Genomic DNA, 13,236 nt, shown 5'->3' with positions numbered 1-13,236 from the left:
GCGTCAGGCCTGGGGCATGACCATGATCCGGACCGGCGAACCCTCCTTCGAGGCCAGGCGGTCGATGCCCTCGTTCACCCGCTCCAGCGGAAGCCGGTCCGAGATGGACCCGGAGACGTCCAGCCGGCCCGACGCCATCAGCGCCAGCACCTCTTCCAGGTGACGCTTGCTGTACCCGAGGTGCCCCAGGATGCTGAGGCCCACCACCGACAGCAGGATGATCGGGCCCGCGTCGAGCGACTCGAACGACTGCCCGACCAGCACCACGCGGCCGCCGCGGGTGCAGGAGGACAGCGCCTGGCGGACCGCTGCGGTCTTGCCGATCAGGTCGACGGCGAGGTCGAGGCCCCGGCCACCGGTGGCGTCGCGGATCGCCGCCGGCACGTCTTCGGAGGGGTCGAGCGCGATGTCGGCGCCCAGCGAAAGGGCCCGCTCCCGGGCCGCCGGCAAGGGGTCCACCGCCGCCACGAACGACGCGCCCGCCAGCCGCGCGATCTGTACCGCGTGGGTCCCGAGCCCGCCGATCCCCCACAGGCCCACGCGCTCGCCGGCTCGCAATGCTCCCCGGTCCACCACCGCGGCGTAGGGCGTGGAGACGGCGTCGCACGCGATGGCGCCGTGCTCGAACGGGACGTTCTCCGGCAGCGCGGCCAGCGCGGAGAAGGGCACCAGGAGCTGCTCGGCCCACGCCCCGTCATAGTGGAACCCCATGATCTGGGGGTTCCGGCATTCGTCCAGCCTGCCGCTGGCGCAGGACGAGCAGGCCAGGCAGGCCTTGCCGGCCGCCACCGACACGCGGTCGCCCTCCTTCCACACCGGGACGCCGGAGCCAACGGCCGCCACGACCCCCGCCGGCTCGTGGCCCATGGTGAGCGGCGGCGGGACCACCGGCGGCATCTCCCCGTGGATGAGGTGCAGGTCGGACGCGCAGATCCCGCAGGCCTCCACGCGCACCACGACCTCCTGGGGGCCCGGAGCGGGATCGGGCACGTCCTGCACGGCCACCGGCTGTCCGGGTCCCAGGAACCTGGCGGCCTTCATCGCGTCATCGCGTCATCGCGTCATCGCGGCCCGGAGCCTACAGCGAGGCCGCGTAGACCAGCCACGCGGCATAGGCCGCCAGCACCAGCACGCCCAGCACCCGCCCCGCTCGTTCCCGAAGCAGGAACCACACGGCCACCAGCGCGTACAGCGCCGCGGCGGCCAGGAACGCCACCGAGGCCGCGCCGTCGAGGACCAGCGGGTGGATCAGGGCGGCCAGGCCCGGGATCGCCGACGTGAACGCCGCCACGGTGCCGAACAGGTTCCCGGTGGCCAGCTCGGGGTGGCCCCGGCGGATCGGCAGGATCTCGAGGAGCACCTCATCCAGGCTGGCCAGCGTCCCCACGATGGCGGCGCCGACGAACCCCGCGCCCAGCCCGGTCCGGTCGAGGATCCGCACGCCCCCCTGCACCAGTAGCCACGCTCCCACCAGCAGCCCGACGAACCCGCCCGCCGCGATGAGCCCCGCCTTCAGCCGCCCGCCGCGAACTTCCTGGGCCTCCCGCTCCAGCTCCTCAGCTCGCTCCTTCACCCCCCGGCCCTCCGCCACGACGCTGGCCACGTATCCGGCGTACACGATGATCAGGAGCAGCCCTTCCGGGCGGGTCACCGTCCCGTCGTACAGGGCCAGCGCGCCCGCGGCGATGGGGAGCGAGGGCGCCACGACCATGGCCACCGACGGCGAGGCCACCGGCTTGCGGGCGAACAGCAGGGCTGCCCCGAAGGCCGCGGTGAGCAGGAAGATCACCGTGCCGTAGGCCTCGCCCGCCGCGAGCGCGGTCTGGCCCCGTCCGGCCGCGATCATGGCGGTGGCCGCACCCTCGAAGTCGATCCCGAAGAGCAGGGCGCCCAGGACGAAGACGGAGACGCCGGCGGCGACGGCGAAGCGGACCGTGCCTCGGACGGCGGACTCGGCGCCCACCGCCAGCACGGCGGCGCCGATCAGCAGGAACAGGATGGCCAGCGGCACGGGCGGAACCTACCGCGAGGGGCCGGCCGGCGCCGGAGTCACCCGGAAGCGGCGACCGGGATGGCCCGGTCCGCCCGCTCCAGCCACGGGCGTGCGCGGAGTCGCTCGAAGGTCGCTCGCGCCTCCGCCAGGAGCGGTTCGGCCTCATCGTTCCGGCCCTGTCCGGCCAGCCACTCTCCCAGCTCGAGCTGGGTGACCGCGACCCAGAACGGCATGCGGATTTCCCGGAACGCGCCGGCCGCCGACTGTAGGTGCTGCTCGACCTCCGCATCGGGGTCGAACGCGGCTGCGGCCAGCCCCCGGAACCGGGCCAGATGCGCCTTCATGTACGGCGGCACGCGGCCTGGCGGGCTCCGTGACAGCCACGAGATGAGCTCCTCCACCTGGGCGGCATCTCCCAGCGCGATCGCGGCGCTGCCGGCGACGACGAAGGCTTCCCGGGTCGCTCCGTGCTGGAGGCCGATCGACGGGTGTGCGGCCAGGGCCTCCCGCGCGGCCTCGAGCGCCTCCTCCTGGCGGCCCTGGGCCTGCCGAACGATGGCGCGAACCACCGCCCCCATCGCGGTGGCCTGGACGTCTCCGGGGACGACGATGTCGAACGCCGCGTTCGCGGTTCGTTCGGCGGCCTCCAGCTCGCCGCGGTGTGCGTGGATCATCACCCCGGACCACGCCGCCGTGGCGAACCCGATCTTGGCCTCCGGGACCTCCCTCGCGTCAGGGACCTGGCCGCCCACCTCGAGGGACTCGTCCCAGCTCCCCTCGTTCTCGAGCGTCGTAGCCAGGTGGCCGAGCAGCCACCATTCGAACCACCGCATCCCGAACTTGCGGGCGAGCGCGATGCCGCTCTCCTGGTAGCGGCGGGACAGCTCGTGACGGTCCATCTCCTGGCTGTTGTGCGAGAGGTTGATGTAAGCGCGAAGGGCCGTGGTGACGGCGTCGGCATCCAGGGCCAGGCTGAGCGCATGCTGGAGCAGGGCCAGCGACTCCTCCAACCGGCCCCGGGCGCTGAGCACCAGGGCCTTCGTGTTGAGCGCCTGCGACAGCGTCTCCGGAAGCCACAGGGCCTCTGCCATCTCCAGCGCGAACTCGACTCGCTCCACCGACCGCTCAAGGTTCCCGTTGAAGAAGTGGAACCGGGCCAGCTGCGCGGCCAGGACGGCGAGATCCTCGTCCGGCTCCTCGCCGGCCAGGACGGCGAACGACGCCTCCAGCATCTCGAGCGCGCGGTCGGTCTGGCCGCGCTCCCACCACAGGATCTCGGCCAGGCGCGCGGAGACGCGAGCCGCGGCGTGGGTGTGGCCCTCCGCCTCGAACAGCGCGATGGCCTCGGTGAACCGAGCCTCCGCGTCGTCGTTGCGCGTTCCCAGCCGGGCAGCCGTTCCGGCCAGCTCGGTGAGCTCCGCCCGGGGGACGGGGGCGTCCTCCAGCTCCGCCGCGCGTTCGTAGTAGCGCTGCGCTTCCTCGTACGCGGCCAGGGACTGCGCTCGCCTCCCGGCCCGGGCCAGGGTGTCCTTCGCCTTGGTCCGGATCCCCTGCGCGTCGGGGGCGTCCGGGACCGCGAGGTACGCGTCCACGTAGTGGGACGCGATGACCTCGACGATCTCGTCCTCGTCCGCGGCCCAGTTCGTCTCCAGGTACGCCGCCACCGCGAGGTGCCGAGCCCGGCGGTCCTTCTTCGCCACGGTCTCGTAGGCGACCCGCTTCACCAGATCCTGCAGGAACCCGTACTGGCCGCGCTCCGGAGACCGGAAGTCGGCCTGCACGGACAGGATCTCCTTGCGCACCAGCGAGGTCAGCAGGGGCTCGACCTCGCCCTCGGGCATGCCGGTGATGGCCGCCAGGCCGGGGCCGGTGAACGTCTTCCCGAGGACCGACGCATCCTGGAGCAGCCGGCGCTCGTCCGGCTCCAGGCCGTCCAGCCGGGCCGCGATCAGGGCGTGGAGGGTCTCCGGGACGTCCAGCGCACCGAGGGGCCCGGTGAGCCGGTAGCCGCCCTCCGCGGGCGCCAGGAGCCCCCGGTCCAGCAGCATCCGGACAGTCTCCACCGCGTACAGCGGGACCCCTTCCGCTCGGGCCAGGATGATCTCCTGGGCGTCGTCGGGGAGGTCCGGGATGAGGCCGCCCAGGAGCTGTTCCATGGCCTGCCTGGACAGCGGCTCCAGGTGGATCGACGTGAAGTTGCGCCGGCCCGCTCCCCACTGCGGGTGGCGTTCGGAGAGCTCGGGCCGGGCCAGGGCCATGATGAACAGCGGGTGGTCGCGGGACCATTCAAGGAGGTGCTCGATGAAGTCGAGGAGCGCCGCGTCGGCCCACTGGAGGTCCTCGAACACCATGACCACCGGAAATCGGTCGGAGGCCCGCTCGAAGAACAGCCGCCACGCGCCGAACAGGTCCTCCCGGCTCGCGGCGACGCGGTCCTCAAGCCCCAGGAGGTGGGCCAGCCGCGGCTCCACCCACCGGCGCTCTTCGGGGTCCGGCACCAGGTCCTCCAGCATCTCCCGGAGCTTGGCCAGGCTGGAGGCGAGGTCCTCCTCCTCGGCGATGCGGGCGCGCATCTTCACCATCTCGGCGAGCGCCCAGTAGGTGACGCCCTCGCCGTAGGACAGGCACCGGCCCCGGTGCCAGAACGCGGTGTTCGACAGGCCGTCCAGGTACTTGAAGAACTCCCAGGACAGCCGGGACTTGCCGATGCCGCCGATGCCGGTCACGGAGACCAGGTGCGCCTTGCCCTCCTCGGCCGCGTCGTGGAACAGCTCCTTCACCAGGCGGAGCTCGCGGTCCCGGCCCACAAAGGGCGCCTCCAGGCCGAAGGACTTGAGCGCGCCGCCCCTGGCCGCGACCACCCGGACCGCTCGCCACAGGGGGAGGGGCTCGGCCTTCCCCTTCAGCTCGAAGGTGCCGGCGTCCTCGTACGCGATGGCGGCCTCGGTGGAGCGCCGGGTGGTCTCGCCCACGTACACCTGTCCGGGCTGGGCCACGGCCTGGATGCGGGAGGCCGTGTTCACGAGGTCCCCCGCCACCATCCCCTGCCCCTCGGCGTTGAGGGTGACCGCGGCCTCACCGGTCAGGACGCCCGCCCGGGCGGCGAGCTCGGGCGCGCCCACCTCCTGGCCCAGCGCCGCCACCGCGGCCACCAGGTCCAGGGCGGTGCGGACGGCCCGTTCGGCGTCGTCCTCCTGCGCCACCGGGGTGCCCCAGACCGCCATCACAGCGTCGCCGATGAACTTCTCCACGGTGCCGCCGTACAGGGAGATCAGGCGGCGGCAGGAGTCGAAGTACCTGGACAGCAGGTCCCGGACCTCCTCCGCGTCCCGGGACTCGGACAGGCTCGTGAACCCCACCAGGTCTGCGAACAGGACCGAGACCAGCCGCCGCTCGGACGCGGGCGCCTCACGGAGGGCGGCGGTCTCGGCGACGCCTGCCGCGGCAGCTCCCGCCTCGATGGGAGTGCCGCACTCGCCGCAGAACCGGAACCCCGCGGGGACCTCGGCGCCGCAGTTGGAGCACGTCCGGGCCAGTGCGTGGCCGCACGAGCCGCAGAAGCGGAACCGGTCGGGATTGTCTTCCCCGCAATGAGGACAGCGCGCCATCAGGCGTGAGGGTACCGCGATGAAGCCACGAGCCGCCCAGCTGCCTCATGGGCCAGGATCCCTGGGAAGCTGGGTCCTCCAAGGGATCCGGAAGCTATTCGGACGGCAAGGTGGTGGAGCAGCTGACCAACAGGTTTGTGGCCGTGGACAGTCGATACGACTTCGCCAAGGCGGCTCCATGGCACGGTCAGTTGGGAGACTTCGATTGCACCCTCGACTCCGAGACTCTAAGCGCTATGCCGACTGGAGCCTACTCGGAGGTTGACGACGCGAAGGCGGCATTGGAGCCGTACCTCCGGGCCTGGGAACTCCGATCCGAGCTCGAAGACAACGTCCAGATCGGGTTCCGCTTCCAGTCAGGGCGGTTGGTCGACCGCGGCTCTTCGCCGACGGTGGGCCGGGCGACGCGGGCGAGATCCTCGACGCGACGGCCCGGGAGCAGTACCGCGGTCGCGTGGAAGAGCTGCGCGACGAGATCGACGAGGCCGAACGCTTCAACGACCCGGAACGGGCCGCCCGAGCCCGTGCCGAGATGGAGGCGATCGCGGACGAGCTGTCCGCGGCGGTGGGCCTGCGTGGGCGCCCCCGCCGGGCCGGCTCACCCGCCGAGCGGGCCAGGGTGAACGTCCGCAACAGCATCACCGCGGTGGCCTGGACGCGCTCATCCCTCATCGCGGATGAGGTGGACCAGCGCGGATCGCCAGCTTTCCCATTCCGCCCGCTGCCACAGCAGTCGGGCCAGGCCGGCGCCCACGAGGACGATCCCAATTCGCAGCAGGATCCAGGAGTGGGTCTGGAGTTGAAAGCACCGGGGGCAATCCGGAAGAGGTGGAAGGGCAACCCGAACGTGAGACACCGGTACAAGCCATATCGCCGCCACCAGCCCCAGGGCCATCACGACCGCCGCCGCAGCCTTGAGGCCCTGCCGCCGACGAGCCCGCTGGATCTCCTCAGCCATGGTGGCCCTGAAGATCACTCGTGGCCGCGACGGCCTCGAAGCCGTGAGCTCTATCGGTACGCTCCACCCAGGGCCGGGCTTGGAGGCGGTCGAAGATCTCCCGCGCCTCGGCCAGGAGCGGCCTGGCGTCGTCGGGACGGCTCTCGGACTCCAGCCACTCGCCGTGCTCGAGGAGGGTCGCCCCCAGCCAGAAGCGCACTCCCAGCTCACGGAGCGTTCCGGCCGCGCGCTTGAACCCCGCTTCCACGCCGTCGGCCTCGCCGCGGGCCTGGGTGATGCGCGCCCGGAACCGCGACGACTGCGCCGCCAGGTACGGGGGGAGCAGCCCCGGCGGGAGCTCCTCCACCGTGCGCGTCAGGGTGTCCGCGCGATCGATGTCGCCGAGCGCCAGGGCCGCTTCCACGGCCCGGACGAACCCACCCTTCTGGTCCTCCCCGGCCACGCCGAGATGCTCGCGTGCCGCGAAGGCGGCCTCACCGGCGGCGAGCGCCTCCTCGTAGCGGCCCTGCGCCAAGAGCAGGGCCGCGTGGGCGGAGTCGAGCCCCGCCCGGTCCTGGACGTCGGCGGTCCCCCCGATCGCCGACACCGCGGCGAAGACTCGAGCCGCCTCCTCGACCTCGCCGCGCAGCGCCGAGATCTCGATGGTCCAGCCGACGTTCAGGTACTGGGCGGGCGGGAGCTCACGAGAGATCTCCATGGCCTCGTCCCACCGGCCGGTCTGGGAGAGGGGGAACATGAGGTTGCCGGCCAGTTGCCACTCGCTGAACCGGTCGCCCACGCGGTGCGCGAGTGCCACCCCAGCCTGGCACTGCTCGATCGAGTCATCGTAGCGGTCCCGGCGGGCGAGGGTTTCCGACAGGTTCATGTGGGCTCGGAGGGCGGCCGAGGGGATCTCGTTCTCCTGCGCCACCTCGAGCGCGTGCCTCAGCAGGCCGATGGACTCCTCGTTGCGGGACTGCCACATCGCCAGGATCCCCTTGGTGTTCAGCCCTTGCGAGATGAGCTCGGGAAGCCATAGGGCCTCGGCGACCTGGAGGCCGAAGGCCACGCGCTCCGCAGCGATCTCGGGCTCGCCACGGAAGAAGTGAAGGCGGCCAAGGTCCGTGGCCAGGCGAGCCAGGTCCTCGTCCGGCTCGTCGCCCCGGAGGACGTCGAAGCCGCGCTCCATTCGCTCGATGGCCTCGTCCAGCTGGCCCGTCCTCCATTCCACGAAGCCGAGCCGGGCGGAAATCCGGGCCGCCGCGTGGGTGTCCCCTTCGCGCTCGACCAGCTCGAGGGATCGTTCGAAGAGGTGGCGGGCGTCCTGCGGGCGCCCGCCCATGGCGGCCATCTCGCCCGCCCGCTCCAGCAGCTGGCTCTGCGGGGCGGGCTCGTCGGGCAGTTCCGCGGCTTGCCGGAAGTAACGCTCCGCCTCCTCGCTGGCGCCCAGAGAGGCGGCCCGCTCTCCGGCCCGGGCCAGCATGCGCCAGGCCTTGCCCTTGATCTCAGCGGCGTCCGGAGCGTCCGGCGCGGCCCGGTGGGCCTCGAGGTAGTGGGAGGCGACGACCTCCACGACCTCGTCGTCGTCCGTTCCCCAGGTGGTCTCGAGATAGGCCGCCACCTCGAGGTGCCGGGCCCGCCGCTCCTTCTTGGAGAGCGTCTCGTAGGCCACCATGCGCAGGAGGTCCTGGACGAACGCGTACTGTCCCCGTTCCGGGGAGCGCGGGTCGGCCTGGACCGTGAGCGCCTCCTTGCGGGTCAGCGAGATGAGGAGGGCATCGAGGTCGGAAGCCGGAAGGCCGGACACCGCCGCGAGCGCACCCTTGGCGAAGGTCTTGCCCAGCACCGAGGCGTCCTGGAGCAGCCGCCGTTCCTCGGGTGCCAGCCCGTCCAGCCGGGCGGCGATGAGCGCGTGGAGCGTCTCCGGCACCTCCAGGGCGTCGATGGGGCCGGCCGGGGTGTACGCGTTCTCCTCCTGCACCAAGAGCCCCCGGTCGAGGAGCATGCGGACGGTCTCCACCGCGTACAGCGGGATCCCCTCCGCGCGCTCCAGGATCCTGTCCCTCAGGTCGTCGGGCAGGCCGGGAACCAGCCCCGTGAGCGTCTCCTCCATTGCCGCGTTCGACAGCGGATCGAGGTAGATGGACGTTGAGCTGCGGCCCGTTCCCCAGTTGGGGCGGCGATCGCCGAGGTCCGGCCGCGCCACCGTGATCACGAACAGGCGGTGGTCCCGGGCCCACTCCAGCAGGTACTCGATGAAGTCGAGCATGGCGGCGTCCGCCCACTGCATGTCCTCGAACACCATGACCGTCGGCATCTCGTCGGACAGGCGTTCGTAGAACAGCCGCCACGCGGCGAACAGGTCCTCCCGCTCGCGTGACACCCGCTCCTCGAGGCCGAGGAGATGGGCCAGGCGCGGCTCCACCCACCGGCGCTCCTCGAGGTCGGGGAGGCTCGCCTCCAGGGCCGACCGGAGCTTGGCCAGCGCCGAGGCGGCTTCCTCTCCTTCCACGATGTCCGCCCGGGTTCGGACCATCTCCGCCAGCGCCCAGTACGTGACGCCCTCGCCGTAGGCCAGGCACCGGCCCCGGTGCCACCGGAACTGCCCGGCCAGCCCGTCCACGTACTTCTCGAACTCCCACAGCAGGCGGCTCTTGCCCACGCCCGCCGCGCCGGTGACCGAGACCAGGTGGGCCCTGCGGTCCTCGGCCGAGGAATGGAACAGGTCCTTCAGCAGGCGGAGCTCCCGGTCGCGGCCCACGAAGGGCGGCTCCAGGCCCGCCGACCGTTGCACCCCGCCGACGGCCGCCACCACCCGCAGGGCCCGCCACAGCCGGACCGGCTCGGCCTTCCCCTTGAACTCGAACGTGCCGGCGTCCTCGTAGGCGATGGCGGCCTCGCTCGACCGGCGGGTGGACTCCCCGACGAAGACCTGCCCCGGCGCGGCGGCGGACTGGATGCGGCTGGCGGTGTTCACCAGGTCGCCGGCCACCATGCCCTGGCCCTCGGCGCCGAGCGTGACGGCGGCCTCGCCGGTCAGCACGCCCGCCCGTGCGTTCAGCTCCGGCCCCCCGACCTCTTGGCCCAGCTCGGCGACCGCAGCCACCAGTTCCATGGCCGCCCGGACGGAGCGCTCGGCGTCGTCCTCCTGCGCCACCGGCGTTCCCCACACCGCCATCACGGCGTCGCCGATGAACTTCTCGACGGTCCCGCCGTACCGGCTGATCAGGGTCCGGCTGGTGTCGAAGTACCGGGACAGGAGGTCCCGGACCTCCTCGGAGTCGCGGGTCTCGGAGAGGGCGGTGAACCCGACCAGGTCCGCGAAGAGCACGGAGACCAGCCGCCGCTCGGAGGCCGGCGCCGGCGGCGGCGGGCCCGCCACCGGGGCGGTGGAGCGATCGACGACGGGGGTCCCGCACTCCCCGCAGAACTTCTCGTCGCTGCCGAGCGGGGCGCCGCACGAGGCACAGGCGCGAGCGAGCGGGGTTCCGCACTGGACGCAGAACTTCTTCCCCGCCGCGTTCTGGGTGCCGCAGCTCGGGCAGATCACGGGTTCTGAGATGCTACGGGCTGCGGCGCGGATTGCCCCACGATGTCCAGCCCGTCGAGCCGGTCCAGCCATGGGCTGGCCTTCAGCCGCTCGAAGATCTCCCGCGCTTCGCCCAGCATCGGCTCGCCTTCCTCACTGCGGCCCTGCCCGGCCAGCCACTCGCCGTGTTCGAGGAGGGTGACGGCGAGGCAGAACAGGGCTCCGATCTCGCGGAACACGGCGGCGGCCGACCGGAGCCCCGCCTGGGCCTGGTCGTCGTCTCCCTGGAGGGCGGCCAGCCGGCTCTCGAACCTCGCGCGGTGCCCCTCGATGTACCTCGGGGTGTGGGCGGACGGCTTCTCCTCGGCGACGGCCAGCACGTCTCGAACCCGACCGAGGTCCCCCAGATCGAACGCCGCCTCGACGGCAACGACCCAGGCCTCCCGCATGTTCTCCTGCTGGAGGCCGGTCACGGTCCTCGCCTTCAGGGCCTCTTCGGCCGCTTCCAGGGCGCCGCCAGAGTCGCCGGTTGCCCGCAGCAGGATGGCTCGTGCAATCAGGTAGTCGGCCCGCTCCAGCACCCCGGCGGAGTGCTCGGCATCCCTACGGCCCTCCAGCTTCCGCTCGGCCGCCTCCACGAGTCCCCGGTTCGCGAGGAGGTGCACGACGGAAGGCAACGAGCGGCTGACGGCGATCATGGACGGCTCCGCCGAGTCGTAGACCGCCTCCATGGCCTCCAGCGCCTCGTCCCAATCGCCGGTGACCCACTGGGCCGTCGCGATCTGTGCGAGGAGGTTCGACTCGTAGCCGCGATCCCCGATCTTTCTGGCCAGGGCCACGCCCCGGCTGCAGAGATCGACCGCCGACTCGTACTGGTCCCATTCGATCATGGAGTGCGAGAGATTGAAGAACGCCCGGAACGCCGCGAGTGGGGCGTCCTGATCGAGCGCCAGGTCCAGGGAGTGCTTCAGCAGAGCCCGAGCCTCCTCGTGCCGGCCCTGGGCGTCGAGGATCAGCGACTTGGTGTTGAGGGACTGGGAGAGCGCCTCGGGAAGCCACAGGCGTTCGGCCATCCTCAGGGCATCGTCGATCCGCTGCGTCGCACGGTCCACGTCACCCGTGAAGTACAGCAGCCGTCCCAGCTGGGCCGCCAGCATAGCCAGGTCCTCGTCCGGCTCGTCCTCTACCAGGACCGCGAACGAGCTCTCCATGTTCTCGATCGCCTTCTCGATCTGCCCCCGCTCCCACAGGATCTCCGCCATCCGAGCGGCGACCCGCGCCACCGGATGCGCCATCCCCTCCTGCTCGAACAGGACGATGGCCTGCTCGAACTGGGTAATCGCCCGGTCCCCTCGGCCGGCCGCGTATGCCGCGGCGCCGGCCCGTTCCAGCAGCTTCGCTCGGGCCTCCGGGCCACCGGCGAGCTCCGCCGCCCGCTCGAAGTACTGCTGGGCCTCGTCCATCGCGGCCAGCGAGGCGGCGCGCTGCCCAGCGCGGACCAGGCACTCCCTGGCCCGGTCCTTGATGGCCGGGGCGTCCCCGGCGTCCGGCGCCGCCCGGTACGCCTCCAGGAGGTGGGAGGCGACGATCTCCACAACCTCCTCCTCCTCGGCTCCCCAGCTCGTCTCCAGGAACCCGGCCAGGGCCAGGTGGAGGCGCTTGCGTTCCCGCAGGGAGATGGTCTCGTACGCGACCTTCCGCACCAGGGCCTGGAGGAAGACGTAGTGGCCTCGCTCCGGCGCCCGGGGGTCCGTCTGCACGGACAGGAGCTCCTTGCGGACCAGCGACGCCAGGATGGCGTCGACCTCGGGAGCGGCCACCCCGCTGAGGGCGACGAGGGCATCCGCGCTGAAGGTCTTGCCCGCCACCGCGGCGTTCTGGAGGAGCCCCCGCTCTTCCGCCGGGAGACCGTCCAGGCGGGCCGCGATGAGCGCCTGCAGCGTCTCGGGGACCTCCAGCACGTCCACGTTCCCGGTGACGGCGAAGCGGTCCCCTTGCCGCTCCAGCAGGCCCCGGTCGAGCAGCATCCGAACCGTCTCCACCGCGTACAGAGGAACTCCTTCGGCCCGGTCCAGGATCCGTTCCCGCAGCACGTCGGGGAGCCCCGGGACCAGCCCGGAGAGCAGCGCCTCCATGGGTTGGCGGGGGAGCGGCTCCAGGTAGATCGAGGTGCTGGCCCGTCTCGCCGAGACCAGCGCCGGGTGGCGGTCGGCGACCTCGGGGCGGGCGAGCGTGAGGACCAGGAGCCGGCTGTCCCGGGACCAGTCCAGGAGGTACTCGATGAAGTCGACCAGGGCCGCGTCGGCCCACTGGCAGTCCTCGAACACCAGGACGGTCGGGGTTCGTTCGGCCAGCCGCTCGAAAAACAGACGCCATCCGGCGAACAGGTCCTCGCGGCTCCCGGCGGCCCGGTCCTCCAGGGAGAGGAGGTGGGCCAGCCGCGGGTGGACCCACGCGCGCTCCTCCGGATCGGCCACGTACTGCTCGAGGCACGCCCCGAGCTTGGACAGCGCCGACGCCGGATCCTCGCCCTCCGCGATCCCGGCCCGCATCCGGACCATCTCGGCCAGGGCCCAGTACGTGACGCCGTCGCCGTACGGAAGGCACCGCCCGCGGTGCCACGAGATGGTCTGGGCCAGGCCGTCCAGGTACTTGTACAGCTCCCAGGACAGCCGGGACTTCCCGATCCCGGCGATCCCCATCACGGACACCCGGTTCGTCTTGCCGTCCTCCACGGCGGCGTGGAACCGTTCCTTGACCAGGCTGAGCTCCCGGTCCCGGCCCACGAAGGGGGCTTCCAGGCCGGCCGCCTTCAGCGCGCCACCCCGGCCCGCCACCACCCGCGTCGCCCTCGACAGCTGAGCCCGATCGGCCTTGCCCTTCAGCTCGTACGAGAGAGCGTCCTCGTAGGCGATGGCGGCCTCGGTGGCCCTCCGGGTGCGCTCGCCGACCAGCACCGTGCCGGGCTCCGCGGCGGACTGGATCCGGCTGGCCGTGTTCACCAGGTCGCCCGCGACCATGCCCTGGCCCTCCGCCCCGATCGTCACGGCGGCCTCCCCGGTCAGCACGCCGGCCCGGGCCCGGAGGTCCGTCGCGCCGACCTCCTCGCCGAGCGCCGCCACGGACGCCACCAGCTCGAGCGCCGCCCGTACCGCGCGCTCGGCGTCGT

Annotated in this window: 6 protein-coding genes; all 6 read right to left on the bottom strand. The window is 72.2% G+C overall.

Annotation, left to right across the window (positions count from 1 at the left end):
- Positions 1 to 3: 3 nt before the first annotated feature.
- The gene (locus M3Q23_01680) at positions 4 to 1,041 is read right to left on the bottom strand and encodes a zinc-binding dehydrogenase (GenBank protein MDP9340821.1); all 1,038 of its coding nucleotides are present in this window, start codon (positions 1,039 to 1,041) and stop codon (positions 4 to 6) included.
- 37 nt (positions 1,042 to 1,078) lie between these two features.
- On the bottom strand, positions 1,079 to 2,011 hold the full coding sequence (locus M3Q23_01675; GenBank protein MDP9340820.1) for a hypothetical protein: 933 nt from the start codon (positions 2,009 to 2,011) through the stop codon (positions 1,079 to 1,081).
- 38 nt (positions 2,012 to 2,049) lie between these two features.
- A complete protein-coding gene (locus M3Q23_01670) occupies positions 2,050 to 5,601 on the bottom strand; it encodes an AAA family ATPase (GenBank protein ID MDP9340819.1) in 3,552 nt (1,183 codons plus the stop codon).
- Between the two features lie 661 nt (positions 5,602 to 6,262).
- Entirely contained in the window at positions 6,263 to 6,559 is a 297-nt protein-coding gene (locus tag M3Q23_01665) for a hypothetical protein (protein MDP9340818.1), read from the bottom strand.
- Complete coding sequence (locus tag M3Q23_01660) at positions 6,552 to 10,088, bottom strand: AAA family ATPase (GenBank protein MDP9340817.1); 3,537 nt, start codon at positions 10,086 to 10,088, stop codon at positions 6,552 to 6,554. The genes M3Q23_01665 and M3Q23_01660 overlap by 8 nt, the downstream gene beginning before the upstream one ends.
- Positions 10,085 to 13,236 (bottom strand): AAA family ATPase (locus M3Q23_01655; protein MDP9340816.1); only part of this gene is annotated, 3,152 nt, incomplete at its 5' end. The genes M3Q23_01655 and M3Q23_01660, both read right to left, overlap by 4 nt.

This window comes from Actinomycetota bacterium (assembly GCA_030774015.1).
Classification (GTDB): domain Bacteria; phylum Actinomycetota; class UBA4738; order UBA4738; family JACQTL01; genus JALYLZ01.
This window is presented reverse-complemented; position numbering and strand designations above follow the sequence as displayed.

Bases quoted from the DNA above. Each gene is read 5' to 3' on its own strand.
- M3Q23_01670 (MDP9340819.1), bottom strand. From the start codon at position 5,601: ATGGCGCGCTGTCCTCATTGCGGGGAAGACAATCCCGACCGGTTCCGC.
- M3Q23_01680 (MDP9340821.1), bottom strand. From the start codon at position 1,041: ATGAAGGCCGCCAGGTTCCTGGGACCCGGACAGCCGGTGGCCGTGCAG.
- M3Q23_01665 (MDP9340818.1), bottom strand. From the start codon at position 6,559: ATGGCTGAGGAGATCCAGCGGGCTCGTCGGCGGCAGGGCCTCAAGGCT.